This is a genomic window from Methylobacterium sp. UNCCL125 (assembly GCF_900116795.1).
In the GTDB taxonomy this organism is placed as follows: domain Bacteria; phylum Pseudomonadota; class Alphaproteobacteria; order Rhizobiales; family Beijerinckiaceae; genus Methylobacterium; species Methylobacterium fujisawaense.
The window spans coordinates 58,879-83,095 of sequence record NZ_FPBW01000015.1; the positions used below are offsets into that span (position 1 = coordinate 58,879).

Annotated in this window: 24 protein-coding genes; 13 read left to right on the forward strand and 11 right to left on the reverse strand. The window is 67.1% G+C overall.

The features are described 5' to 3' along the window. Positions 1 to 88: 88 nt before the first annotated feature. Positions 89 to 1,168, reverse strand: a complete 1,080-nt coding sequence (locus tag BM396_RS16485) for an endonuclease/exonuclease/phosphatase family protein (protein ID WP_051976067.1) — start codon at positions 1,166 to 1,168, stop codon at positions 89 to 91. A 20-nt stretch (positions 1,169 to 1,188) separates the two neighbouring features. Next, positions 1,189 to 1,467, reverse strand: coding sequence for a hypothetical protein (locus tag BM396_RS16490; RefSeq protein ID WP_043382522.1), 279 nt, complete (start codon positions 1,465 to 1,467; stop codon positions 1,189 to 1,191). A gap of 338 nt (positions 1,468 to 1,805) precedes the next feature. On the opposite strand from BM396_RS16490, the gene BM396_RS16495 reads away from it, so the two are divergent. Continuing rightward, entirely contained in the window at positions 1,806 to 2,192 is a 387-nt protein-coding gene (locus tag BM396_RS16495) for a PRC-barrel domain-containing protein (protein ID WP_244538892.1), read from the forward strand. 139 nt (positions 2,193 to 2,331) lie between these two features. Here BM396_RS16495 and BM396_RS16500 read toward each other — a convergent pair whose 3' ends face one another. The 3 genes from BM396_RS16500 to BM396_RS16510 form a co-directional block, all read right to left on the reverse strand. Continuing rightward, entirely contained in the window at positions 2,332 to 3,567 is a 1,236-nt protein-coding gene (locus BM396_RS16500; protein WP_051976068.1) for an MFS transporter, read from the reverse strand. A 175-nt stretch (positions 3,568 to 3,742) separates the two neighbouring features. After that, on the reverse strand, positions 3,743 to 4,045 hold the full coding sequence (locus BM396_RS16505; RefSeq protein ID WP_043382738.1) for a DUF3862 domain-containing protein: 303 nt from the start codon (positions 4,043 to 4,045) through the stop codon (positions 3,743 to 3,745). Between the two features lie 58 nt (positions 4,046 to 4,103). Next, positions 4,104 to 5,234, reverse strand: a complete 1,131-nt coding sequence (locus BM396_RS16510) for an efflux RND transporter periplasmic adaptor subunit (protein ID WP_081948659.1) — start codon at positions 5,232 to 5,234, stop codon at positions 4,104 to 4,106. 199 nt (positions 5,235 to 5,433) lie between these two features. Between BM396_RS16510 and BM396_RS16515 the strand changes: the two genes are divergently transcribed. Beyond that, positions 5,434 to 8,604 (forward strand): efflux RND transporter permease subunit, encoded by a 3,171-nt coding sequence (locus tag BM396_RS16515; RefSeq protein WP_043382526.1) that lies wholly within the window; start codon positions 5,434 to 5,436, stop codon positions 8,602 to 8,604. A gap of 307 nt (positions 8,605 to 8,911) precedes the next feature. Here BM396_RS16515 and BM396_RS16525 read toward each other — a convergent pair whose 3' ends face one another. Then, positions 8,912 to 9,586, reverse strand: a complete 675-nt coding sequence (locus BM396_RS16525) for a Crp/Fnr family transcriptional regulator (RefSeq protein WP_043382530.1) — start codon at positions 9,584 to 9,586, stop codon at positions 8,912 to 8,914. Between the two features lie 212 nt (positions 9,587 to 9,798). On the opposite strand from BM396_RS16525, the gene BM396_RS16530 reads away from it, so the two are divergent. From BM396_RS16530 to BM396_RS16540, 3 genes are read left to right on the forward strand one after another with little or no spacing between them, the layout of a single operon-like run. Beyond that, entirely contained in the window at positions 9,799 to 10,599 is an 801-nt protein-coding gene (locus BM396_RS16530) for a pentapeptide repeat-containing protein (RefSeq protein ID WP_043382532.1), read from the forward strand. 44 nt (positions 10,600 to 10,643) lie between these two features. Next, positions 10,644 to 11,033 carry a thioredoxin family protein gene (locus BM396_RS16535; RefSeq protein WP_043382534.1) on the forward strand — a complete coding sequence of 130 codons (390 nt, stop codon included), beginning with the start codon at positions 10,644 to 10,646 and terminating at the stop codon, positions 11,031 to 11,033. A 6-nt stretch (positions 11,034 to 11,039) separates the two neighbouring features. After that, positions 11,040 to 11,759, forward strand: coding sequence for a cytochrome c biogenesis CcdA family protein (locus BM396_RS16540; protein WP_043382538.1), 720 nt, complete (start codon positions 11,040 to 11,042; stop codon positions 11,757 to 11,759). 81 nt (positions 11,760 to 11,840) lie between these two features. On the opposite strand, the gene BM396_RS16545 is transcribed toward BM396_RS16540, so the two are convergent. Beyond that, on the reverse strand, positions 11,841 to 12,311 hold the full coding sequence (locus BM396_RS16545; RefSeq protein WP_043382541.1) for a cupin domain-containing protein: 471 nt from the start codon (positions 12,309 to 12,311) through the stop codon (positions 11,841 to 11,843). A gap of 163 nt (positions 12,312 to 12,474) precedes the next feature. Next, entirely contained in the window at positions 12,475 to 12,693 is a 219-nt protein-coding gene (locus BM396_RS16550) for a hypothetical protein (RefSeq protein ID WP_043382542.1), read from the reverse strand. A 277-nt stretch (positions 12,694 to 12,970) separates the two neighbouring features. Between BM396_RS16550 and BM396_RS16555 the strand changes: the two genes are divergently transcribed. Next, positions 12,971 to 13,591 (forward strand): toll/interleukin-1 receptor domain-containing protein, encoded by a 621-nt coding sequence (locus BM396_RS16555; protein WP_051976069.1) that lies wholly within the window; start codon positions 12,971 to 12,973, stop codon positions 13,589 to 13,591. Between the two features lie 194 nt (positions 13,592 to 13,785). On the opposite strand, the gene BM396_RS16560 is transcribed toward BM396_RS16555, so the two are convergent. The 3 genes from BM396_RS16560 to BM396_RS16570 form a co-directional block, all read right to left on the reverse strand. Next, positions 13,786 to 14,886 carry a DNA-binding protein gene (locus BM396_RS16560; protein ID WP_043382545.1) on the reverse strand — a complete coding sequence of 367 codons (1,101 nt, stop codon included), beginning with the start codon at positions 14,884 to 14,886 and terminating at the stop codon, positions 13,786 to 13,788. A 146-nt stretch (positions 14,887 to 15,032) separates the two neighbouring features. Further along, positions 15,033 to 15,872, reverse strand: coding sequence for an ImmA/IrrE family metallo-endopeptidase (locus tag BM396_RS16565; protein ID WP_244538888.1), 840 nt, complete (start codon positions 15,870 to 15,872; stop codon positions 15,033 to 15,035). A 145-nt stretch (positions 15,873 to 16,017) separates the two neighbouring features. Beyond that, a complete protein-coding gene (locus BM396_RS16570; RefSeq protein ID WP_043382550.1) occupies positions 16,018 to 16,326 on the reverse strand; it encodes a helix-turn-helix domain-containing protein in 309 nt (102 codons plus the stop codon). 148 nt (positions 16,327 to 16,474) lie between these two features. Here BM396_RS16570 and BM396_RS16575 point away from each other — a divergent pair, with 148 nt between their 5' ends. The 7 genes from BM396_RS16575 (at position 16,475) to BM396_RS16605 (ending at position 24,212) form a co-directional block, all read left to right on the forward strand. Continuing rightward, positions 16,475 to 17,740: a patatin-like phospholipase family protein gene (locus BM396_RS16575; protein WP_081948662.1), complete on the forward strand. Its 1,266-nt coding sequence runs from the start codon at positions 16,475 to 16,477 to the stop codon at positions 17,738 to 17,740. 43 nt (positions 17,741 to 17,783) lie between these two features. Continuing rightward, positions 17,784 to 18,911: a ComEC/Rec2 family competence protein gene (locus tag BM396_RS16580; RefSeq protein WP_043382553.1), complete on the forward strand. Its 1,128-nt coding sequence runs from the start codon at positions 17,784 to 17,786 to the stop codon at positions 18,909 to 18,911. 5 nt (positions 18,912 to 18,916) lie between these two features. Beyond that, positions 18,917 to 21,160: a ThiF family adenylyltransferase gene (locus BM396_RS16585; RefSeq protein WP_043382555.1), complete on the forward strand. Its 2,244-nt coding sequence runs from the start codon at positions 18,917 to 18,919 to the stop codon at positions 21,158 to 21,160. 91 nt (positions 21,161 to 21,251) lie between these two features. Further along, positions 21,252 to 22,175, forward strand: a complete 924-nt coding sequence (locus BM396_RS16590; protein ID WP_051976071.1) for a hypothetical protein — start codon at positions 21,252 to 21,254, stop codon at positions 22,173 to 22,175. Between the two features lie 62 nt (positions 22,176 to 22,237). Next, complete coding sequence (locus tag BM396_RS16595) at positions 22,238 to 22,480, forward strand: hypothetical protein (RefSeq protein WP_139239506.1); 243 nt, start codon at positions 22,238 to 22,240, stop codon at positions 22,478 to 22,480. Beyond that, entirely contained in the window at positions 22,477 to 23,088 is a 612-nt protein-coding gene (locus BM396_RS16600) for a hypothetical protein (RefSeq protein WP_043382559.1), read from the forward strand. The genes BM396_RS16595 and BM396_RS16600 overlap by 4 nt, the downstream gene beginning before the upstream one ends. A gap of 83 nt (positions 23,089 to 23,171) precedes the next feature. Continuing rightward, complete coding sequence (locus tag BM396_RS16605; RefSeq protein WP_043382560.1) at positions 23,172 to 24,212, forward strand: hypothetical protein; 1,041 nt, start codon at positions 23,172 to 23,174, stop codon at positions 24,210 to 24,212. The last annotated feature ends 5 nt before the right edge of the window (positions 24,213 to 24,217 follow it).

Sequence of the window (24,217 nt, forward strand, 5' to 3'; positions counted from 1 at the left end):
CCGGGTCCTGTTGGATGAGGGCCCATAACGCGGTTCGATGCCGCGATGCAACAAGAGATCGGACACGTCGCTCCCGGCGGAGGTCGTCTCAGTGGTCCTTGGGTAATCTTATCCTCTCCACCGCCCCAGCGGCGGCGAGGGTGGCGTTGGCCGCGGCGACGTCAGCCTCGTCCGGATGCGAGACGGGATCGATGGAAGCGTCGGTACGCCGGCATAGGCGGGCGAGGTAGGGGAAGTGGTCGGACCCGAAGCCGTCGAGCCGTTCGATGGACACCGTCGCGAATCCCCCCTCGTGGAAAATCTGGTCGAGGGGCCAGCGCAGCCAGGAGGATCCGGCGTTCCAGGTTGCTACGTAGCCATAGCCACGGCGTGGGTCGACGAGGCCCGAGAGCTGCCGCATGCGCTCGACCGCGATCTCCCACGGGGTCGCGTTGAGGTCGCCCGCCAGGATGCCGGGCTCGACGCGCTCGTTCAGGATGCCCGCGGCCGCGTAGAGTTCGGCGTCCCTGCCGAGGGAGGACTGCCACGGGAGCGGCGGCTTCGGGTGGAGCCCGACGAAGTCGACGGTCTCGCCGGTCCTCATGGTCACGCCGGTGACGATGGCCGGCGTATCCCGCTTCGCGAGATGGCGGATCTCGCCGTTGACCAGGGGCAGGCGAGAATAGAGCTCGATCCCGTAGTACGACCCGGTGATCCGCTTCAGGACGTTCGGCATCCGCTCCCTGAGGGGATTGAGCGCCCCGTCCCACCAAGCATCCGTCTCCATCGCGAGGAACAGGTCGGGGTCGGCTTTTCGAACGGTGTCGAGCAACCCGGGAGCGTTGCGGTTCCCAAGCTGGACGTTCGCGATCAGCACGGACAGGCTGCGGTCCGCTGGGCATGCCTCCACGTGGCCACCCCCGTCCGGCCGGTACGGCCACAGGATGGCGACGTTGACCGCCAGGGCCAAGAGGACCGCGGCCCCGGCGATGCCCGTTACCCACCGTGCCTTCGACGGGAAAAGCAGGAGTCCGACACCGACCCCGACGAGCCCAATGGCCCAATGCAGGCGCGGAAAGTCCAGCAGCCGCACGGCCCACCACTCGGTCGGGACCAGGGGCAGGAGCGTGCACGCGACCAAAACCGCAGCGGCGCCGAGGGTGACAACGTGGAGGACGCGCCGGATCACGGCACCGGCGCCACCGCCGCTCAGCGCATGTCCATCGGGAGATGCTGGATCGGGTTCGTCCGCGACGGCGCGCCGTCACCCTGAACGGCCCCGCCCTTCATGACGTCGGTGGAGGACTGGATGGCACTCGGCGGCGCGACGCGGCCGTTGCCGCCATCCTGCGACGTGCCCGAGGGCAAGGTCCCCGGGGTGGGCTGGTCGATCCGGCTGGCCGCGGACTGGGCGAACGCGGGAGCCGTGACGCCTAGGCCAGCGACCATGACCACGAGGGCGACCGCCCGGGGGATTCTATTCGTCATTGCAGGGTGATGTCCGTTCCGGCTGCTACTGGGGCTGCGATCTTCCAGGCCCCAATGCCTCCGGGTCGTCGGTGTTCCCGCGCCGTCGGACGCCCCTTCGCGGCCGCCGGGAGGCATCGGAGCCATCTCCGCATCGTGAGGCGGAAAATTCGAATGTGTCTGAAACGTTTCCGGGAGGCGTACGTTGAGCCTCCCGATACGACCGGGGCGACGATGTCGAGGCATCGAAATGATCGTCTTCCTCAGACTATCGCCCACATATTTCCAAATGGAGAAAAGCTTTGTCGTTCCGTAATCTTGCCGCCGCGTTCGCCCTGACCTGCGTTGCCGTTCCTGCCCTGGCTCAGACGCCCGCTCCGGCCACCACCGCGCACTCCGCGTCCGACATGGGCATGAAGATGGCCGACACGGCGACGGTGAAGCTCAAGTTCGTCACCGTGAAACCGGCCGACATCACCTCGTCGAAGCTGATCGGCACGAACGTCTATAACAACAACAAGGAGACGGTCGGCGAGATCGAGGACCTCGTCATCGAGAACGGCAAGACCGTGACCGGCGTCATCGTCAGCGTCGGCGGCTTCCTCGGCCTGGGCGAGCGCTACGTGGTCCTCGACCCCTCGACGATCTCGGTGAGCAACAAGGACAACAAGTGGGCGGCCTACGTCGACACCGACAAGGACACGCTCAACAAGGCACCGACCTTCGACTACTCGAAGAAGAAGTAAGGCCTTCCCGGGTCTGACCGACTCATACTCGAAGAACGTAGGCCCGGACGCCCATTCGGTTGGCGGCCGGGCCTTCTCGTATCCGCTGCCCACCGATTGGTTGGCGTGTCGACGCCGGGCGCGTGACGGTCGACCGACCTCAGCCCTTGACGTCTGACGGTTCCGGCATCCGGGTCAGCAGGAGAGCGGCGGCGGTCCCGATGGCGCTGGAGACAAGGAACGCCGCGGTGAACCCGCTGAGGTCGACGATGCTGCCGGCGAGCACGTTCGACAGGGCGATGGCGACGCCCTGGACGGTCGCGATGGCTCCCGAGGCGAGGTTGTAGCGACTCTTGTCCTCCATGAAGTCGGCGATCATCAGCGGCTTGATCGCGCTGTAGAGGCCGGTGCTGACCCCCTCCAGGGACTGGACCGCGAACAGCCAGATGGCGTCGTCGGACACCGTGTAGAGCAGTGCTCGGACGGGCAGCATCGCGAACGCGAACAGGATGATGGGCTTGCGCCCCCAACCGTCGGCGAAGCGCCCGACCATGATGGCCATGGGCAGCATCACCACCTGGGCCGCGATGATGGTCGTGGAGGTAATCGCGGCGGACCAGTTCTCGTGCGCCAGGGAGATCTTCTGGGCGACCAGCGAGGCCATCGGCCCGTTGGCGAGTTGAAACAGGAAGATCGAAGCGGCGAAGATCAGAAGCGGGCGATTGGCGAGCAGCACCTTGAACGCGGAGCCGCCCTTCGCCTTGGGCTTCACCTCCTCGGCGATCTCCTGTCCGACGATGTCGCGCGGGATGGAGAGCACGGCCGCCGCCGCCAGCAGCGATAGGGCTGGGACGAGGAAGAACACCGCACGGTCCGGGAAGCCGTAGCCCACCAGGGCGATGAGAACGGCGATGCAGACATTGCCCCCACGATACCACGCGCTGTTGCGGCCCATCCGGCGTGACAGGCGCGCCTTCGGAAAGATGCCGAGGGTGAGGCCGGCGATGGTCGGGGTGAAGCTGCTGCCTGCCGCGGTCAAGATCGTGAAGGCCACGAGCACCGGCCAGAACTGGGGCCAGATCGCAATCACCGCGGCCCCGGACGACGCCGCCAGCAGGGCCGCCACAATGGCCATGCGCTTGTCCCGTGCGGCGTCGATGACGGCGCCGAGGGGTGCCTGCAAGGCGACGCCGATGAGACCGGCGACGGTCGTGACCAATCCGACGGTCGTGGCGCTCCACTCCCGGTGCACCAGCAGGAAGACGTTGAGGTACGGGCGTAGGCCGCCGTTCACGTCGACGACCGTGAGGTTGAGCAGATCGAACTTGCGGGGATGCAGTTTCCCCGCCCCCCCGGCCGCGGCTTCCGGGGACGTCCCGCTCGATTTCATGCTCATGTTGCCATCATGCCCGTCCTCGTATGACGGGAAGCGACGCTTGAGTGAGGATTGCGAACCGTCCCTCCATGATGCGTAAGGGGGCGTCGGAGACGGAGGAGCATCGGGCCAGCTGGTTCAATCTTCGGCGGGGGCAACCGTCCAGGGTGCCCGGCTCGTCCCCACGCCTCGACCGTCACAGCCCGAGTTGCGCTTTCCGTGTGAGATGCCCGTTGCGGAAGGTCAGGGTGACGTTAGCGCCATACCGACCCGCCCCACGCCAGGAATAGGTCGCCCTGCGCGTCGCGCCGATTGTCATATGGGTTACCTGCCGGCCCTCGCATCCGAAGATTGTCCGGACCCGCGCCATGCTCATGCCCGTCTCGATGCGGTCGTAGGCCGACCGCGTGGCACGGCATTCCTTCGCCCGTGCGTCCGTGGCGAAGCAGCCGACGGTGAGGAGGGCTGCCATCAGGATGACGGGGCGGTCGTTCGGCATGTTGTCCGGTGTCACTGGGGTGGATCGACGAGGTTCGATGATTGGGGGGTCATCGACCCTATCCGGGTCCGTTCACCGCGCGTCCGGCTTTGCCGTCCCGACCGGCGTCGGCGTCCGGTCGGACGACGACCCTCAGGTTCTGGCGCATGTCCTGAAGGTGGTCGACCACCACCCGGTCGCCGTCCGAGAGTCCATCCAGGATCGCGGTGTCGTCGCCATAGGCATCGCCGGTGGTCACGGGCCGCTGTTGCACCGTGCCGTTCCCGTCAACGACGTAGACGATCTGCTGCGCGAGTTGCGCATCCAGGGACACGGTGGGGACCAGCAGCCTGTCCTTCGTGCCGGTCTGGATCTTGGCGCGCACGAACTGCCCGGGCAGGAAGCGCTCGTCGGTGTTGGGCATCAACGCCCGGACGAGACGACGGGCGGTTCGGGGATCGAAGCGGTTGTCGAGCTGGTAGATCCTGGCCTCGCGAACGGTCTTGCCCTCGGCGTCGAGGACGGCGACCGTGACGCTTCCGTCCTTCATCGCCGCCCGGATCGTCTCGGAGTCCTCCGAGGAAAGGGCCATCTGGATGTCGATGGGATCGAGCTGCACGACCGAGACGAGCTGGGTCTGGTTCTCGATCACGAGGTCGCCGGGATTGATCGTCGAAAGGCTGGCGCGTCCGTCGAAGGGCGCGTTCACGATGGCGTAATCCAGGTTCAGGTTCTGCCTGGCAATCGCGGCCTCGGCCCCCTGGACCTGGGCGACGGCGGAGGTCCGGTTCGATTGCAACTGCTGGAACCGTTGCTCGGTAGCATAGCCCTTGTCGGCCAGGGACTCGGTGCGGTCGACCTCCGCCTGGGCGAAGGTGAGCTGCGCCTGTGCCTGCGCCGCCTGGGACTTCGCTGTCTGCAGTGCGACCTCGAAGGGGCGTGGATCGATGCGGAACAGGACCTGCCCCTTCTTCACGTGTCCGCCCGGCTCGAAGGGCCGCTCCGTCACGTTGCCGGTCACCCGGGCCTGCAGGGTCGCGTCCTGCTGCGCGATGATCGTGCCGGTGTACGTGAAGGCGATGGGCACCTGACGCTTGCGGGCGACGATGACCCGGACCTCCAGGGGAGGCTCCTCGGCCTTCACGCTTTCCTTCGCGCCTACGAATGGCAGGGCGGCCACGATCCGGTCCGGCGAGGGGCGCCCGGCCATGTACCAGCCACCTGCGCCCAGCAGGACGATCAGTCCCGCCCCGACACCGTATCCGACTGCTGCCCGCACCAACGATGCTCCTTAAGACCGATGGGGCCGGCCACCGCGACCGCCCAGCGCGAGAGGAACACGCCTGGGGACGAGACGTTGCATCGCAGGGTCCCCGCATCCGGCCCTGGACCGGAAGCCACGTTCCCGCATGTTTGCCCGCTTCGTCGACCGGCCGGTGCTCGCCGGCGTCATCTCCGTGCTCATCACGCTGATTGGCGCAGTCGCGGGTCTCACCCTGCCGATTGCGCAGTTCCCGGAGATCGCCCCGCCGATCATCAACATCCAGGCGACGTATCCCGGTGCCAGCGCGCAGCAGGCCTATGACGCCATCGCGATCCCGCTGGAGCAGGAGATCAACGGTGCGCAGAACCTGCTCTACATCAACTCGACCAGCAACACCGATGGCAGCGTCAGCATGGACGCGACCTTCGACGTCGGCTCGGACCTCGACGCCGCCGCCGCGGAAGTCCTGACCCGCGCCAACAGGGCGGAGGCCAAGCTGCCGCCCTCGGTGAACGCGCAGGGCCTCGAAATCACGAAGAGTTCGCGCCAGCGCCTCGGCAACATCGTGCTCTACGCCGACGAAGGCTCCCCCTACGACGAGCTGTTCCTGGCCAATTGGGCCGAAACCCAGGTGATCAAGCCCCTGCGTCGGGTGCAGGGCATGGGCCGCATCGTCAACTTCTCGAACAAGCGCTACGCCATGCGCGTGTGGCTCGATCCGATGAAGATGGAGGCTTTCGGGATCAGCCCCGGCGCGGTCACCGACGCCATCAGCCAGCAGAACGCGCAGATCACCACCGGCACCCTTGGCAAGCCGCCGGTCGACCAGGCCACCGCCTTCGAGTTGCAGCTCGTCACCCAGGGACGCTTGCGCAAGCCGGAGGAGTTCGGGAACATCCTCCTGCGTGCCAACCCGGACGGGTCCGTGGTGCGTATCCGGGACGTCGCCAGGGTCGAGCTGGGATCCGAGCAATACGGAGTCCGGTCGAGCTTCGATGGTTCGGCCTCCGCTACCCTCGGTCTCTACCAGAACCCCGACGCCAACGCGGTGCAGGTGATGGACGGCGCCCGCGAAACGATGAAGGACCTCGCCAAGCGCTTTCCGCCGGGGCTGAAGTATCGCATCGCCCTCGACCGGACCGAGTTCGTGAAGGAGGCGATCTTCGAGGTGGTGCGGACGCTGTTCGAGGCCCTCGCGCTTGTCGTGATCGTCACCTACCTCTTCCTCCAGAACTGGCGCGCCACCCTGATCCCGGCCATCGCGGTCCCGGTGGCGCTGGTCGGCACCTTCGGGCCGATGGCCCTGCTCGGCTTCTCGTTCAACACCCTCAGCCTGCTCGGAATGGTGCTGGCGGTGGGCCTTGTCGTCGATGACGCCATCATCGTGGTCGAGAACACCGAGCGCCTGATGGACGACGGCATGGCGCCGCGCGAGGCCTCGCGGGAAGCCGTCACGGAGGTCGCAGGGCCGGTCATCGCCACCACGCTGGTCCTGGCCGCCCTGTTCGTCCCGGTGGCCTTCATCCCCGGCCTCACGGGTAAGCTCTACAATCAGTTCGCCCTGACCATCGCCATCTCGGTGATGATCTCGGCGGTGGTCTCGCTCACCCTCACGCCGGCGCTGTGCGGCCTGATCCTCAAGCACCGCGACCATGACGCGAAGGACGAGAGCCTGTGGCGGGCGCCCCTGCGTTGGTTCAATCGCGTGCTGGATGGGGCGAGCCGTCGTCTCGTCAGCTCGATTGGTTGGCTGACCGGTCATGTCGCCCTCGTCGCCATCGCCTTCGTCGCCTTCGCGGCCCTCACCGTGTGGATGACCATGGCGCGGCCCTCCGGATTCGTGCCGGACGAGGACCAGGGCTACTTCTTCGCCGATGTGGTCTTGCCCAAGGGGGCCTCGGTGGCCCGTACCAACGTGATGGTCGACCGTCTCGGGCAAGCGCTGCGCGAGATACCGAGCGTGGAGCACACCATCGGCGTCACCGGGCGCAGCATCCTCGCCGACGCCATCGCGCCATTCTACGGCTTCCAGATCCCGACGCTGAAGCCGTGGGGTGAGCGTACCGAGAGCGTGAACGACGTCATCGCCACGGTTCAGGAGCGCTTCAAGCACGATCCCGACGGCCAGGTCCGGGTGGTGAACCCATCCCCGCTTCCCGGTCTCGGATCGCGCAGCGGCCTGACCCTGGAGCTCCAGGATCGCAGCGGCACCGGCGGTCTGAAGCTGGCGCAAGCCGCCAACCGCTTCATCGCCGAGATGGAGAAGCTGCCTTCGGTCGGGCGTGCGATTCCGACCACGACTTACGGCGTTCCGCAAATGCGCCTGGAGATCGACCGGGCCAAGGCGGAGCAACTCGGCGTGCCCCTGCAGAACCTTTTCGACGCGTTGGGCACCTTCGTCGGTTCGAGCTTCGTGAACCTCTTCAACCGCTTCGGATACGTCTATCAGGTCTACGTCCAGAGCGAGGCTTCCGGCCGCCGTACCATCCAGGACGTGGAGGCGCTGACGGTCCTCAACAGCCGTGGCGAACCTGTGCGGGTGGGCTCGCTGATCCAGACCAGCTTCGTCACCGGCCCGACCGCGGTCCTGTCCTACAACACCTATCCTACCATCGAGATCGCGGTGGACACCGCCGCGGACGCCAGTTCCGGAACGGCCATCGCGGCCATCGAGGCGTTGGCCGACGCCAAGCTACCCTCGACCTACGCGGTCGAATGGACGGACGTCGCCTATCAGGAAAAGATTGCGGGAGGCTACGCGCCCCTGATTTTCGGCCTCGGCACCCTGATGATCTTCCTCCTCCTGGCCGGGCAGTACGAGTCATTGCGCCTGCCCTTCGTGATCCTTCTCGGGACGCCGATTGCAATCTTCGGCGCCGTCGCCTTCCTGGCGATCCGGGGCCTCGCCCTCGACATCTTCGGGCAGGTCGGGCTCCTGCTCCTGGTCGGGCTGGCCGCCAAGAACTCGATCCTTCTCGTCGCCTTCGCCGAGGACCTGCGCAAGCAGGGCGAGGACGTGCTCAAGGCCGCGCAGGACGCCGCGCGCCTGCGCATGCGCCCGATCCTGATGACCTCGTTCGCCTTCATCATGGGATCGGTGCCGCTCGCCATCGCCAGCGGCGCAGGCGCCAACGCCCGGGTGTCGATGGGCACCGTGGTCATCGGCGGCCTACTGGTGGCCACTTTCGTCACCCTGTTCGTGACGCCGACCTTCTACGTCGCCTTCGAGCGCCTGCTCGGCAAAGACGACAAGGAATCGGCTCGTACCCCAAACGACCGGGTATCCCCTCAGGCCTCGGAGCCAGCCGGAGGCTAGCGGTCGTTGATTTTCGTGGCTCGGCACTAGGTTCATCATGCCCGACAAGCGCGAGACAGAGCACGGCTACGCCATCAGGCCGAAGGCTTGGTAGACGGGGACCCTTGCATTCTCGCGAGGATCTCGCCCAACGTGACCGGGCTCCACTCCCAGCAATCGACGCCGACGTCGAGGCTTGTCCGGGTGGCCGGAATGCTGCCGTGGGAATGGCCGTAGACGTGCAGGTCGCCGTGCCAGGCATCTGGCCCCGGTCTCGGGGCGTCTTGCGGGCGAGGGGCCGTGAACCCCGACCAACGCCGTTCGATACCTACGGCGTCCTTCCAGCCGCCAGACCCGCTCGGTCCATCAACTGGACCTGTCCGCGACGGACCTCGACCAAGCCGGTGTCGGCCCACTCTCCCAGGAGGCGGCTGATCACCTCGCGCACGCTCCCGACGTCGGAAGCTAGTTGCTGATGCGTCTTCCAGACGATCCCCTCGGCGTCGGCCTCGACCAACAGCCGGCGGGCCAGACGTTGCTCCAGCGGTGCGAAGGCGACCTCCTCCACCAGGTCGAAGACCGCCGACAGGAGCCTCGTGTAGTCGTCGAGGACGAAGTCCCGGAAGGCGTCGCTCTCGCGCATCAGCTGGCGGAAGGTATCGGCCGGTAAGGCCGCCAACTCGGTCCGGGCCTCCGCGACGCTCTGCGCCGGGAAGCCACCGCCCGAGAGGAGGCATTGGGTGGTGAGGACGCAGGTCCCGCCGGCGCCGACCTTGTAGATCAGCATCTCCCGGCCACCCTCGGACATCCGGAACACGCGGGTCCGGCCGTCGATGCACATGAGGTAGTTCGCGCATGAGTCCTGGAGCTCGTACGCGATAGCACCTGCTTCCAGGATGGGGAAACCGACCGTACCCCGCGCCAACTGGAGATGGCTCGCGCTGAAATCCCGGACCAGCGGAAAGCGCTCGATCCAGCGCTCGACCTGATGGGCGCTCTGCATGGTTTTCCTCCTCGGGCTGGCGGTCATTGAACGCCACCATGCCCCGGTCGATGCGTGAAACCTGGAGATCCACAGCCTTCGGTGACCTGGGTCACAGACGCTTGGAAACGTCCTCAGTACCACCGTCCCTAGAGAACAAAAATCCGCTCGGGCGACGGCATGAGGAAGCAAAGGCTTCCCGTGGGCCGGGGCGAAACCATCGGGAGAAAACTATGCGCCGCCTCGCCCCCCTTCTGCTCGCCTCCATCCTCCTGAGCGCCCCGGTCCATGCCGAACAGGACCTGCTCCTGGGCGCCGACATGGGCTCGGCCGCGATGACGAAGGCCGAGATGACCCGTGCCGACGTCGAGGCGCTGATCGCCAAGGCCGACGGCAAGCCCATCGACCTGTCAGACAAGGCGCTCGCCGGCCTCGACCTGTCGGGCCTGAACCTCAAGGGCGCGAACCTTCGCACCGCGCGGTTGAACAAGGCCAACCTGCGCGGCGCCGACCTGAGCGGGGCGAACCTGGAGCAGGCTTGGTTCATCAAGGCCGACCTCTCCGGCGCCAAGCTCGTCGGCGCCAAGATGTTCGGCATCACCGCCCGCGACGCTAACCTCAGCCGGGCCGACCTCAGCCGGTCCATGCCCATCGGCGACTTCAAGGGCGCCAACATGGCCGGGGCGACGCTGGTCGACCTCAAGGGCGGCGCCGACATCAAGAACCAGTCCATGGGCCTCATGCGGACCGTGTTCGTCTCGGTGAACCTCAAGGGTGCCAATCTGAAGGGGGCGAACCTCGGGCGCTCGCGCCTCGAATACGCCGACCTCACCGATGCCGACCTCACAAATGTGGTGCTGATGGGCTCCGACCTGTCGGGGGCCAACCTCACGGGCGCGACCGTCGCCGGGGCCGACTTCAAGAACGTCGACGTCACCGCCGCCCGTCTGATCGATCTCAAGGGCCAGGACAGCGCCAAGGACTGGTCGGCCCGCGTGAACGTCGACCGGGCAATCACCCAGGTCTCGAACTGAGCCTCGACTTCCACCTCCAGCCAGCCATCACGGGAACAACGTCCATGACGACCCGACGCATCCTGCTCGCCGCCTTCGCCGTCGCTCCCATGCTGTTCGGCACCGCCGCCGGCGCCGCCGAGATGACCTACACGCCCGCCGCCTTCGAGGCGGCCCAGAAGGCCGAAAAGCCTATCCTGGTGCACATCACCGCGCCGTGGTGCACCACCTGCGCCGCCCAGAAGCCGATCCTGTCGAAGCTTGAGGCCGACCCGAAGTTCAAGGACCTGCAGGTGTTCGACGTCGACTTCGACAGCCGCAAGGACGTGGTCAAGAAGTTCGGCGCGACGATGCAGAGCACGCTCATCACCTTCAAGGGTGAGAAGGAGACCGGTCGCTCGGCTGGCGAGACCAAGCCCGAGGCGATCTCCTCGCTCCTCGACAAGGCGATCTGAGCCGTCATGGTCACGAGCCTGGGCCTCGCCTTCCTCGCCGGCATCCTCTCGGTGCTGTCCCCCTGCGTGCTGCCGTTGCTGCCGCTGGTGCTCGGCGCGGCGGCCTCGGAACATAGGCTCGGCCCGGCGGCGCTCGCCACCGGCCTTGCCCTGTCGTTCGTGATCATAGGCCTGTTTGTGGCGACCGTCGGCTTCGCCATCGGCCTCGACGCCGGCATCTTCCGGACCGGCGCGGCCGTAATGCTGATCCTGATCGGCGTGGTCCTGATGGTCCCGGCGGCCCAGACGCGGCTCGCCGTAGCCGCCGGACCAGTCAGCAACTGGACGGAGAGCCGGTTCGGCGGCTTCTCGACCGCCGGCCTGCTCGGCCAATTCGGGGTCGGGATGCTGCTCGGCGCGGTGTGGAGCCCCTGCGTCGGCCCGACTCTCGGGGCGGCCTCACTGCTCGCCTCCCAGGGGCGCGACCTCGGCATCGTGGCGCTGACCATGCTCCTGTTCGGCCTCGGCGCGGCCCTGCCGCTGCTCCTGCTCGGCACCCTGTCGCGCGAGGTGCTGATGCGCTGGCGCGACCGGATGATGGGACTGGGCAGGGGGCTGAAGGCGGCTCTCGGCCTGATCCTCGTCGCAACCGGCCTGATGATCGCCTCGGGCTACGACAAGTCGGCGGAAACCGTCTTGGTCAATGCCTCTCCGGATTGGCTGACCAACCTCACCACCCGCTTCTGAGATCGAGGTCCGACGAGCGAACCAAGTCGGTCGTCGACGAACGCCGGGGATGATTGCCGCATCCCCGGCGTCGCCATGTCTTCATGCGGCCCTGGCGGTGACCTTCTCGTAGGTACCCGTCGCGACCTGCTCTTCGAGTTGCGCCTTGAAGTCTGCAATGCCGAGGACCTGCACGGGATTGCCCGCGTCGTCAAGGAACTCGTAGAGCGCGTCCTCGATGTTGCGGTTGCTGAAGAACACGATGGCGTCCTCGTCGCCGCCACCCTCCAGGTGCGGCTCGCCGTTCGCCACGCCCGAGACGTAGGAGCCCGTCGGGCGGGTCTCCTTATGAGTGCCATCCTGCCGATAGAACCGGAGCTCACCCTGCATCACGAGGGTCACGTAGGGGCTCTTGTGCCGGTGCAGCATCACGCGCTGGTTGGCGGCGAACTTGAACACCACATCGACGATGCGATTCTCCTCGTCGACCTTGTAGACGAAGAAGGAGATATGCGGCAGCCAGTCGAGCGTCCGCCAGGTGATGTTGCTCTCGTCGAACATGGGCTTCGGCATACCGTTTCCTTCCGTTCCCGCATCCGGCCGCTCTTGGGCGACGCACGGCTTTCCGCCGCGTCGGATGCCTCGGGACAAGGTCAACGCCGCCCACGATGAAACGATGCGACGCGCACCCCTGACGTCGCCCGTGACCAAGTCCGCCGCCCGGGCCCCCGGAAGGTCATGACCCGGGCGCGACGGGGTCACCCCGCGACCCCGCCATCGGACCGGCCGACGGTCCCGGAACCGGATCGAGCGAGGTGAACCGGACCTCTGGGTCCACGGCCATGTCCACCGCCACGCCGACTACCTGGTCGGGCGAACGCGCATCGTCTGCAATGCACGAGGCCATATCGACGAGGGTTCCGGCTTCCAGGCCGACACGGTCATCGAACTGCACGGCCCTCCGATTGCGTAGCGCCCGAAGGGTTCCGCCACGTCGCGGAGGCATGGCGGCGTCGGGGCTATCAGTCTGTGGTTCCTAGGCTTTCAATGGAACAAAACGGCACCCTGGCGCCTATCCCTGGACCTTGGCCGCCAGTCACGGAGGCTTCATGGCCGCCCGAAATCCCGTTCGATCCGGGAAGCCGCCCCCAAGTCGCCGGACCGCTGCGCCCCGCAAGGCCGCCACGCGGCCGTCGACGGTCGCGCGGACAGCCGCCCCGGGCAAGCCCGAGGTGCGGATCTTCGTCTCCTACAGCCACGTCGACGCCGACGAGCGCGCCAGGTTTGAGACCCATCTCGCCCCGCTGAGGCGGGACAACGTCACGACCTGGTTCGACGGCGACCTGAACGCCGGGGACGCGTTGGATGCGAACATCGCGCGTGAACTCAAGAAGGCGCACGTCTTCGTCGCCCTGCTGAGCCCGAGTTACCTCAACAGCCACTACTGCTGGCAGATCGAGTACAAGCGGGCGACGGGCCGGCGCCGCAAGGGCACGATGCGGGTCGTCGCCGCGGTGGACAAACCCTGCGATTGGAAGGCGACCGACGCGGCGGGATTCAAGCTGTTGCCGAAGGACGGCAAGCCGGTGATCAACTGGCGCAGCGCCGACCTGGCCTTCCTCGACATCGCCCAGGGCATCCGGGGGGTCGTCAAGGACGTGCGCAAGCACATGGCGGTCGACCCGCAGCCTCCCTCCGCCGCCAAGGCCCCGGCGGTGGCTCCGCGCACCAAGCCGCCGGCCAAGCCGAAGCCCGGCAAGGTGGCGAACGCGAGGACGAGGACGGGTGCGGCGACGAAGCGAACCGCGAAGCCGGCATCGTCCCGTCCGAAGGTCACGCGCAGCCGTCCCTGACGCCGTAACCCGACCCGCTCCCAGCCACCTGGCGGAATGGGGCGCTCGACATCCCTCAACGACCGGCCGTCGCCGACGTCCCGGGGCGTACGACGTCCTGCGCCCCCACCCCGGGGATACGAGCGGACGGGCCGATGCCTTGACCGAGATGCTCGAATTCGTAACGCGTGACGGGTGCCGCTATCCGATATCCGTTATCTTCGGACTCGCTTGGCCTGCTCCCCCTCGGGCTCGGGACCCGCCGCGTAGCGACCGTCGCCGAGCGGGTGGAAGTAGGTCTTGGGGCCCACCCGTTCGGACATCTTCTTCGCGAAGCGGTCCAAGCCATCCGACCAGAATCGCCTTGCCAGCGCCGTCGTCCCCGCCGGTAAGAGCGGGACGATCTCGGAGGGTCTCATCGGCCCGTGACGTGCGAGGACATCGCGCACGTCACGCATCACCGCGTCGCCGTCCGTCGTCGGCGGTTCCTCGTCCACCATCCACGGGGCAATCGCCTCGGGCATGACCTCGATGCCCTTCTCCGCGGGAACGAAGCGGCCGCCCTTCTCGACCAGCGATCCGCCCTCGACCGCCAGGGCCCGCAGGCGGAAGCGCAGCCAGCCCACCGACAGCGGCATCTCGACGTCCGCGCCGCGGTTCAGCAGGTTCCCCGACAGGTTCGTCAGCAGGTCCCCCGCGGGCATCGGGCCACGCTTGCGCAACAGCGCCAGCACCTCGCGCTCGACATCCTGCCAGAACGCCTCCTGGGCGCCGGGGACGACCTTCTCGTCCATCTTGCGTGCCATCAGCGCCCGCAGGGACGCGCCGCGCTCCCAGACGCCCCGGCGGCGCTCCTCCTCGGCCATCTCCTCGGGGGTCCGTCCGGCAGCCGTCTCCGTGGCGCCGTCCCTGCGCAAGCGCTCGACCTCCGCGGTCAACGCCGCCACCCGCGCCTCCAGCACGTCGACCGTCATCCCGGCCTCGTCGAGCATGTAGCCGTAGGCTTCCCGCTCCACCTCGAAGTTCCTGCGCTCGCCGTCCCGGATGCGGCTCTCGTGTGCCTGCACCTCGTCCAGCAACGCCTTGCCGAAGTCGCCCAGGCGCCGCTGCAGGGCGTCCGGCAGTTCCATCAGCTCGATGACGGGCTGGTAGTTGCGGGCCGCCTTCCACCGCAGGAGCTCCGGCCCGACGTCGCTGAACGACCCCTTCCGTTCGAGCGCGTCGCGCACCCGCCGCACCGAGACCCGGACCTTCTTGTCGCCCCTAAGCGCCCGCAGCTTGTCCGCGACGCGAAAGACCTCTGCCCTGTCCACCATGACCGCCGCCCCGAAACCGTTCGGCACAGCATGGCCCCAGGGCGTGAAGAAGCTCTCACCGAACGCGTCGGTCGTAGCGGGCCGATCAACTCGTTACCGCTCAAGCGACACCAGGGGACACAACGCGGCGGCGCCCGATGCGGTGTTCAGGAACGACCGCCCTTCTCGAACCTGTCGACCACGTCCGGTTCATGTTCCTCCACCACCTCCCAGCGCGCCCGTCCCTCGCCGAGATGCAGTATCGTGATGGCCTGGTCGAACGCCGTCGCATGAACCGTGAATTCCTCGACTTCCTCGTCGAACCAGATGCCCGAGGGGTGGGCGATACCAGCCCGGCAGGCTTCCGTCAGATCGGGCTGCGACGCACCGGCGCCCGCGGGGATCTCGTGCGGGGTGCCTGACGTCCTGATGAAGCGACCGGACTTGAACGCCGGCTCGCTCGACCTCGCCCAGAGGGCATATCCCTCCGTGGAGACGACCATGAGCGACCGGCGTTCGGTGATTTCGAGCCACCTCAGCGTCACCGCCGTAAGCGATACGCCGTAACGCTCGGCCAGCGCGCCGAGGTCCGCCAGAGTCGGCTTTGCCTTCGGATCGATCTGCCGCCGCAGGTCATGGAGGGGCATGAGGAGCGCCGCGGCGAACGTGTCCGCCTCCTTCTCGATGTCCTTGCCGGCCCGGCGGCTGACGTCTTCCTCCTTGCAGTAGATGCCCTGCGGGGGAATGCGGTCACGGTGAAGGATGTAATGGGCGACCTCGTGCGCGACCGTGAACCGGCGCCTGCCAGGCGAGGCCGACGAGTTGCTGACGACGAGCCATCCGCAAGGGGCCTCGCGCACCGGAACCAGCGCGCCCTCGAACCCCCTCAGGGGCCGGCTGACGATCTCAAGCACCGGGTCGTCCGGCGAGATGACCCGGGAATATTCGAGGATCAGTTCCTCGACGTCGACCGGGTAACGGTCGGACCCCTTCACCGCGTCGAGCATCCGGGTGAGCCGGTTGGCCCACCTCATCGGTGTCATCTCGGATGTGTCTGGCATCGACCGGAACCTGAATCGCTCACAGGTCCAGGCTCGCAGCCAAGCGAGGCCAGGGCAACGCCAGCCTACGCCTTTCGACGTCAGACGATGCCTATTTCCGGAAGGTCTCGGTAATCCGGCGGATCTGATCCTTCACGTCCGGATCGAGGCCCCTGTACTTCCGGAAGAACGCCTCGTCCTCCGCGGTCGCCAAGTCGGCCTGGGCGTCCATCAGGTAATCGGCGGTCACGCCGAGCGCCTTCGCGATCCGGTCGATCTTCTCGGCCGAGGGCCTAGGGGGATTCTTGTTCTCCACCTCCCAGACGTACGACTTGCTGGAGCCGGTCATCTCGGCGAGCTGGTCGAGCGTCAGACCCGCCTTCTTCCTCAGCTCCTTGATCTTCTCGCCGAACGTCGCCACCGCGGCCTGTCTCCCCTCACGCACCGGTCGAACCAGAAAGTTCGGCGTAGACTAACACCAGGGCCTTGCAAAGCGCTACAACGACGCGCATGTTCGGTGTAGACATACTTTATGGTTCGCTACCACGGTGGCGTAGCCGGAGCACGCGATGCAGCCGGAGAACTGCCCAAAGCCTGGCTGCGAAGCCGACCCGACGTCCCGGGAGCACGGAACGGAACCCCCGACCACCACCGTCGCTGCCGCGACGCCGGATGGCCAACCTTCCGGGCTGCCGATTCGCTTGGCGCTCTCCGGCGGAGGCATACGCGCCGCGGCCTTCCATGCGGGGGTGCTGAAACGACTGGCCGAGGAGGGCCTTCTGGAAAGGGTCACGCACGTTTCGACCGTATCCGGCGGAAGCCTGCTCGTTTCGGCCCTCGTGTCGTTCAACGAACATGCGTGGCCCGGCTCCGCAGCCTACCTCGAACGCACATACCCGGCCCTCCGCAACCTCCTGACGACCGTCGACCTCTTCACGGTCAGGGCAATCGGATGGCGCGGTCTGTTCCGTTTCAACCGAAGGATACTGACGCACCGGGCCAGCGTGCTCGCGGATCTCCTGGCCGAACGCTGGGGCGTCACCGGCCGCGTGAGGGACCTGCCGGAGAAGCCCGCCTGGCTCATCAACACGACGTCCCTCCACAGCGGCAAGTGCTGGAGGTTCTCCGCGAGGGAAATGGGGGACTGGGTGTTCGGGCGCCATTACGCCCCCGACATTCGATTGGCGGATGCGGCCGCAGCATCGGCAGCCGTTCCCTACGTCCTGGGCGCCCTCTGGGTCGACCTGCCCAAGGAGGGTTGGTTCCAGACCGATCCCGCCACGCGCAAGCCGCTCAAGCGGACCCAACCCGACGTGGACAGGATCGGGCTTTGGGATGGGGGCGTCTACGAGAACCTGGGACTGGAAGCGATCTACAAGCCCGGAATAGCGCCGGACCCGGCGGCGTTCGTCATCTGCAGCGACGCTTCCGGTCCCGTCCCGGCGTACGGATCGGCCTCCCCGCTCGCCATCTTTCGAGGACGCCTTGCCGGACCCCGCCTCTTCGACATCGCGAGCGACCAGATCCGGGCCCTAAGGTCCAGGATGTTCATGAGGGACGTCGACGCCAAGGTCGTCACCGGCGCCCTCTTCAAGATGGGCGTGTCGATCCGGGACGTCGACATCAAGGAAGGACGCTCGCGCGACGAGCGGGAATACGACGCTTTCCTGAACGACGCCGAAGTCCGCGCGGCTCTCGGCCATCCCACGGACCTCAAGGCCATGACGCCGGCCGCGTTCGAACGCATCGCACGGCACGGCTTCGAGGTGGCCGACACTGTCCTCACGACGCATTCGGCCGCCCTGTTCCCAAGGACGCTTCAGTGGCGCCCGTAGACGAAATGCAAGCCTGAACCCAAGGGAACGAGGAGACTTCGAGATGACCGCCTACGCGACCTTCTATCCGCTCGGAAACGCCGACAGCACCCTGCTTGAGCTCGCGAACAAGCAGTTGCTCCTCATCGACTTCGGCAACCAGCACAATCCCGACGATCCCTACGAGAAGCGCTGCGATCTCGCCAAGGAGTTGAGGGCGGTCCTCCGCAAGGCGGGGCGGAACCACTTCGACGTTGTCTGCTTCACGCACCTCGACGACGACCACTGCCAGCGCATGGGCGAGTTCTTCTGGCTCCGGCACTCGACCGCGTACCAGGGGGAGGACCGCGTCGAGATCGACGAGCTCTGGGTGCCGGCCTGCGCGCTGACGGAAACCAATCTCGACGGCGATGCCCGCCTCATTCGACAGGAGGCGCGCCATCGCCTCCGCGAGAAGAAGGGCATTCGCATCTTCTCCCGCGCCGACCGCCTCAAGTCGTGGATGGAAGCGGAGGGCATGGACTTCGAAAGCCGCAAGCACCTGTTCGTCGACGCGGGCAAGCTCGTGCCCGGCTTCGCCAAGGACGGGCCGGAGGCCGTGGAATTCTTCGTCCACAGCCCCTTCGCGTGGCGACAGGACGAGACCGTGGTCCACGACCGCAACGGCGACAGCATCGTCTTCCAGGCCGTCTTCGTGGACGGTGGGGAGGAATCGTATGCGCTGTTCGGCTCGGACGTCGACCATACGGTGCTGGCCGAGATCGTGAACATCACACGCGGCTACGGAAACGACGACCGCCTGCGTTGGGACCTGCTGAAGCTGTTCCACCATTGCTCGTACCTGTCCCTGGGGCCGGATCGCGGTTTGACCGAGACCGTGGCGGTCCCCGAGGTGAAATGGCTCTTCGAGACCCAGGGGCAGAACCGCTGCACCATCGTGTCGCCGAGCAAGCCCATCCCGCTCCCCGGATCGCTTGAGGACAAGTCCACGCAGCCGCCCCACCGCCAGGCGGCCAACCACCATCGCCGCGTCGTCGGCGACAAGCTCGGGACGTTCATGGTGACCATGGACCAGACCGCAAACCCACCGAAGCCCCTGCGCTTCGAGATCGACCGCTACGGCATCGGCTTGGTGCTTGCGGCCCCGACCGTCGCGACGGCCGCCACCTCCAAGCCCGCCCGCCAGGGTTGAGCGCCATGGCCTGGATCGACGAGTGGGCCGTCATCGCCATCGACGACTTGGTTACGAGGCAGGCGAGGGCCATCGACGCCTACATGCGCACGGCCCCGGACATCGCCACCGTGGTCGAGGCTCGCCGACATCCCGCCGGTCCGGAGATGCTTCTCGTCGATATCAGGACGGGGGTGCCGCAGCGGCCCGTCGTACCCATCGAAAGGATCGAGAGGATCGGCATCGCCCTTGGCGCCGACGAGGCCATGCCCTTCGTGGTGATGATTCGGGAGGACTTTCCGGACACGGAGCATCAACAGCTTGTGCCGGAGGGCTTTCCCTCCGCCATGTGCATCGACGACCGTCCCTGGGACGAGGCGCGCCTGACCTGGTCCCCGGCGGAACTGCTTCAGCGCGTCCACCTCTGGTTCCGGCGAGCCGCCCGAGGCGAATTGCACGACCCCCATCAGCCCGTGGACCCCTTCTTCGGGCTATCTCCCCTTAAGATCGTCGTGCCAACCTCCGTCCTGTCCGGGACGGACGACGTGGAGCTCGTCGGTTTCAGAACCAGCGATGACGATCCCGACGTCCTCATGGTCCTGCCTGTCGATTCCATGCCGAGGAGCGCGGACGCGAGCCGCATCATCCCGGTGGCCTACACCGTGCCCCCGGAGCGGATGACCCGAATGCGGCGGGCCCCGCGCGATCTGGCCGCGCTCGCTGCGGTGCTTTCGGACCGCGGCGTCGCGATCATCCCCGACCTCCAGGAACGTGTGAGGCGTTGGGCCGGGTCGGAGGCGAAGGACCGGGCGCGCCTCAACGGGGCGCTGGCCCTGATCGTCGCAATGCCGGTCGTCGCTCCGAACGGCGACCTTCCGGGGCTGATCGACCTCCGGGTCTTCATCACGCAGAAGACGGTCGGCGAGGTCGGGGTCGCCCTCGGCGTCCTGCTCCCGGACCAGGATGCGAACGCGGCATCCGGATTCGTCCGTGCGATCCCGTCACGCGACGTAGACGGCATGCAATTGACCGGATGCGTCGTGGAGATGGCGCAGGTCCATCGCGCGTTCGACGCGGGATTGGCCGCCACCTTGGGAGGCCGGCAAACGGCGGACGCGCGGAAGGTGGTCATGGTCGGGGCAGGCGCCATCGGCTCCCACGTCGCCGAAAGCCTCGTCCGGGAGGGACGATACGAGTGGTGCATCGTCGACGACGACCGGCTGCTGCCCCACAACCTGGCACGTCACACGCTGGGGGCCATGCAGGTCGGGCAAGTGAAGGCGGCCGCGCTCGGGCATCACCTGAACGCCGTCTTCCAGCCCACGGCAGCCGGCCCGGTCACGAAGGTCATCGGCTGCAACGTCCTCCGTCCCGGGCCCCACGCCGACGACCTCGGCGATGCGCTCGCGCAGGCTGCGGTCGTCATCGACGCCTCGGCCTCGGTCGCGGCGAGCCGACATCTCTCCGACCTCGACGTGCCCGGCCGTCGTGCAAGCATCTTCTTCAACCCCTCCGCCGAAGCCGCGGTGGTCCTCGTAGAGCCCGAGGATCGCTCGACCACGCTGCGCGACCTTGAGGCCCAGTATTATCGATCCGTGCTGCTGATCCCCGCGCTGGAGCGCCACCTGACGGCCACGGGCGAGAGGTTCGCTTACACGGGGGCGTGTCGGGCGGTGACGAACCGCGTCCCGGAAACCCGCGTCGCCCTGTTGTCGTCGCTGGCCGCCATGGGCCTCGCGCGGGCCCTGGATGCCCCCGGCCCCTCAATCGGCATCTGGACCCTCGCCGCGGATGGGGGCGTGTCCGTCACGGCGCCGGTCGTCTCCCCCATCGAGCGCCACCGCCTCGTGGGATGGGAGATCACCATCGACGCCGAGGCGCGCGCCGCGATGGTCGCCATGCGGGAGGGCGCCCTACCTGCCGAGACCGGCGGCTCCGTGATCGGGGTGGTCGATGGCTCGGCGCGGAAGATCCATATCGTCGAACCCTTGCCGCCTCCGCCCGACAGCAGAGGGACGCCGGCCGCGTTCGAAAGGGGCGTCGAGGGCCTCTCCGACCACGTCACCGGCAAGATGGCCAGGGTCATGGACATGGTCCGGTACGTCGGGGAGTGGCATTCGCACCCCTCCCGACATCCCGTGGACCCGAGTCCCACCGATATCGTCCAACTCTGCCACACGGCCATCGACACCGCCTTGGACAGCTTGCCCGGGCTGTCGCTGATCCTCGGCGACGACGGGCTGAACGTGGTGCTGGCCGAGAAGGTCTGATGAGCGCCAGGAGCAGCGACAGCCGCCGATCCAGCGAGGGGTCGAACCGAACCTCGCCCACCCAGCGCAGACCGGATTAACGGGGTTCCGAATGGTGACGCGTTTCAGGGCTTACCAATTGGGTACGAAGGGGTCCTCCTTCTCGTACTTCGCCAACGGGCGCTTCACCGTCATCGAAGGTCGCCTGAACGCGATCAACCGGAAGACCTTGCTCGCCGAGATGGAGATCTGCGGGGTCACCCACGCGGACGACCTTCATGTGACGAGTTGGGACGCAGACCACTGCGCCGGCTCGGAGCTTGAGTCACTATTGGGCCTTGTGAGACCGTCTCGGATCGACTGCCCGGGATACGTTCCGCATACCGTCAACGGCGACACGTGCCTCGATATCATCGAGGCATACCGTCACGAGATGCGTTTCTCCAATCGCGGCGCATCCGTTCGACAGATCACGCCGGCATTCATCGCCAACCGCGATTATGCGCGCGACCTCGCGTTCCAGGACACATACCACAACCCGGTGCATCTCAGCGCGGGATGCGACAACGACAATTCCACGGTGAAGCACTTTCGGCGCGGCGATTTCAACGTCCTAAGCCTCGGCGACGTCGAGTCCACGTTCATCGGCGCGCGCCTCACCTACGTCCACCACGCCCTCAGCCATCTCGCCGCGATGGCGGACCACCCCTACGAGGAGGCTGTCACGAACCTAGTGCGCGGCGCCGCCCTTGAGGCCCGTTTCTTGGTCGAGGAGCGGGAGCGCCACAGGCGCGAGATGGATGCCTGGCGCGCCGGGTTCGAGCATGGCTTCCTCCGCCCGTACCAGCGCGCCTGCGTCGACCTCATCGTTGACGCCGAGGCGGTGAAGGCGGCCCGGCCTGCAATCGGCAAGCCCCTGTCCCGCCGGGCCCGGCGCCGGAACCGCGGACGCGTCCGGGCGGCCAGGCTCGCGCTGGGGCGACAGTGCCACCAGCCGATCCGGTGGGTGTGGCCGGGCATGCAGGGGGAAGCATGAAGCCGGTCATCATAAAGCGGGTCATCGGGAGATCGACCTGGATCGCGAAAACAGTCGGACCGATGGCTCGCGACGCCCTGGACGCCATCGGGCGCCCGTCCGACGTGGAGGAGATCCGCATCGAGCAGGTGGGCGACGACTACACCCTCGACGGGAAGCCGGTCTCCCGGGCGGACGCCGACCTCGTCTGGAACGCCTGGCGCTGCGACCCGAAGCGGTTCTCCGAGGACGCGTCTGAGGAACTCGTCATCTACATGCGCCGGGCCATCACACTCCGGCGGCTGCTCGGAGGGACCGCGGCATGACCGAAGCCTGGAAGGATCGCATCTTCACCAACGCGACCGTCGAGACCACTATCAAGCTCAAGCGGACTGCCTTCCTCAGCGAGGAGGACTGGCAGCGCGCGATCCGCGAGGGCGGCACCTTCAACCTGCGCGGAGGCTTCCGGGTCTACATCCAGCCCCCCGGGGTAATGCTTATCGCCGACACGGACTGCGACCCGGTCGACCTGAAATGGAGCGCATCGTTCGAGCCGGTGGAGCCGCAGTCAGTGAAGCGGGCCGAGTTCTGGTGGGTCCAGGTTCGCTACGAGAACGGCGACCCCGGCGACCTGCAGCTCGCCGAGGTCGAGTTCGAGGGCGACGCGCCACGGCAGGCCAGCCTGATGGGAACCTGTGCCTCTTTGACGCCGGAGGACATGGGCGACCTGTCCCTGATCGAGCGGGTGCTCCCGGCCGGGCGCGCCGCGGCGGCCGTCTCGAAGCTGAGCGAGGCCTGGAGCGACACGGGCTCCCCAGGAACGGCCAATGACATCGCGGCAGCCATCGACATGCTGAGCGCGGGCGCGTACTTCGCCGCCACCTGCGCCGTCCATCCGGAATCAGTGCAGCCCGAGGCGGATATCCACAGGTAACTGCGTAAAGATTCGCCGCGCGCTGGTCGTAAACTGCTTACTGTGTTTCCATCTTTCGTCGATTGCTCATCAGGAAGATGCCCTTGGCAGATCTCGAAGCGCTGTTTGACAAAGCGGGTGCCGGTTTCTGGAAGACCCGCTCAGACGACGAACTTCTGGAAATGGAGTTCACCACCGACGACCCCGAAAGCTTGGACAACGTCTCGAACGACCCGCCGCCCGACGAGGAGGCGATGGTCGAACTGGCCTACAACGTCGCCGGCCGGGAGCGCGGCCGCGCCCAGTGCGTGTTCTGCAAGCACCCGAACCACGACCGCGGCGTGGTGATGCTCTACCGCTCCGGCGGGCGCCGCCTCGTCGGGCGGGACTGCGCCCACAAGAGGTACGGCGTCGTTTTCGACGAGTTGGTGAAAGACTTCGACGCGGCCCGGGACCGGCGCGACTACGTCGAGCGCCAACGGACCGTTCTCTCGCAGCGGACCGACCTCGTCGACCAGATCGCCGCCATGGCCCGCGACCCGGCGGTCAAGGCCTTCGCCGACATCCAGCGCCAGTTGCGGGCGATGCTCGGGAAGTCGTTATGGGCGAAGCTGCAGCGGATCGCCGACGGGGACGGCCTGCTCACGGCCGAGGAGCAATTGCGCGACTACGGGAGCGGGAACGAGCGGGTGCGGGGCGTCATCGTCCAGGGCGACGCCCTGCACGGCGCCGAACTCTTTCGGTCCGGCCCGTCGGTGTCCGACCAGTTGATGGACATCGAGATCGACGTCGCGATGACGCTCGAAGCCCTGCGCCAGCCGGACGTCACCACACGCGAGATCCGCATCGGCCTCGTGAAGCTAGGCGACCTGATGCGGCGGATCGAGGAGCAGCGGGTTCGCTTGCGGGCGGTCAACAGCTTCTTCGAGATCTACAACCTCGGCCACCTCGCCCGGTGGGCGGCCAAGGTCGACCGGCAGGTCTGGATCGCGACCGGCACCCTGCCGAACAGGCTGGTGGTCCAGCGAGGGAGCGAGACCCTGGAGTGCGCCGCGCCCGAGCACTACCGCGTCCCGGGGCAGTCCCTCGTGGCGCTGATGCGGGACACGGTCACGTCCCAGAAGGAGGAGCGCCGGCGCGCGTAGTCGGC

Bases quoted from the DNA above. Each gene is read 5' to 3' on its own strand.
- BM396_RS16490 (WP_043382522.1), bottom strand. From the start codon at position 1,467: ATGACGAATAGAATCCCCCGGGCGGTCGCCCTCGTGGTCATGGTCGCT.
- BM396_RS16500 (WP_051976068.1), bottom strand. From the start codon at position 3,567: ATGAGCATGAAATCGAGCGGGACGTCCCCGGAAGCCGCGGCCGGGGGG.
- BM396_RS16505 (WP_043382738.1), bottom strand. From the start codon at position 4,045: ATGCCGAACGACCGCCCCGTCATCCTGATGGCAGCCCTCCTCACCGTC.
- BM396_RS16510 (WP_081948659.1), bottom strand. From the start codon at position 5,234: ATGGCCGGGCGCCCCTCGCCGGACCGGATCGTGGCCGCCCTGCCATTC.
- BM396_RS16515 (WP_043382526.1), top strand. From the start codon at position 5,434: ATGTTTGCCCGCTTCGTCGACCGGCCGGTGCTCGCCGGCGTCATCTCC.
- BM396_RS16525 (WP_043382530.1), bottom strand. From the start codon at position 9,586: ATGCAGAGCGCCCATCAGGTCGAGCGCTGGATCGAGCGCTTTCCGCTG.
- BM396_RS16530 (WP_043382532.1), top strand. From the start codon at position 9,799: ATGCGCCGCCTCGCCCCCCTTCTGCTCGCCTCCATCCTCCTGAGCGCC.
- BM396_RS16535 (WP_043382534.1), top strand. From the start codon at position 10,644: ATGACGACCCGACGCATCCTGCTCGCCGCCTTCGCCGTCGCTCCCATG.
- BM396_RS16540 (WP_043382538.1), top strand. From the start codon at position 11,040: ATGGTCACGAGCCTGGGCCTCGCCTTCCTCGCCGGCATCCTCTCGGTG.
- BM396_RS16545 (WP_043382541.1), bottom strand. From the start codon at position 12,311: ATGCCGAAGCCCATGTTCGACGAGAGCAACATCACCTGGCGGACGCTC.
- BM396_RS16560 (WP_043382545.1), bottom strand. From the start codon at position 14,886: ATGGTGGACAGGGCAGAGGTCTTTCGCGTCGCGGACAAGCTGCGGGCG.
- BM396_RS16565 (WP_244538888.1), bottom strand. From the start codon at position 15,872: ATGCTCGACGCGGTGAAGGGGTCCGACCGTTACCCGGTCGACGTCGAG.
- BM396_RS16575 (WP_081948662.1), top strand. From the start codon at position 16,475: ATGCAGCCGGAGAACTGCCCAAAGCCTGGCTGCGAAGCCGACCCGACG.
- BM396_RS16580 (WP_043382553.1), top strand. From the start codon at position 17,784: ATGACCGCCTACGCGACCTTCTATCCGCTCGGAAACGCCGACAGCACC.
- BM396_RS16585 (WP_043382555.1), top strand. From the start codon at position 18,917: ATGGCCTGGATCGACGAGTGGGCCGTCATCGCCATCGACGACTTGGTT.
- BM396_RS16590 (WP_051976071.1), top strand. From the start codon at position 21,252: ATGGTGACGCGTTTCAGGGCTTACCAATTGGGTACGAAGGGGTCCTCC.
- BM396_RS16595 (WP_139239506.1), top strand. From the start codon at position 22,238: ATGGCTCGCGACGCCCTGGACGCCATCGGGCGCCCGTCCGACGTGGAG.
- BM396_RS16600 (WP_043382559.1), top strand. From the start codon at position 22,477: ATGACCGAAGCCTGGAAGGATCGCATCTTCACCAACGCGACCGTCGAG.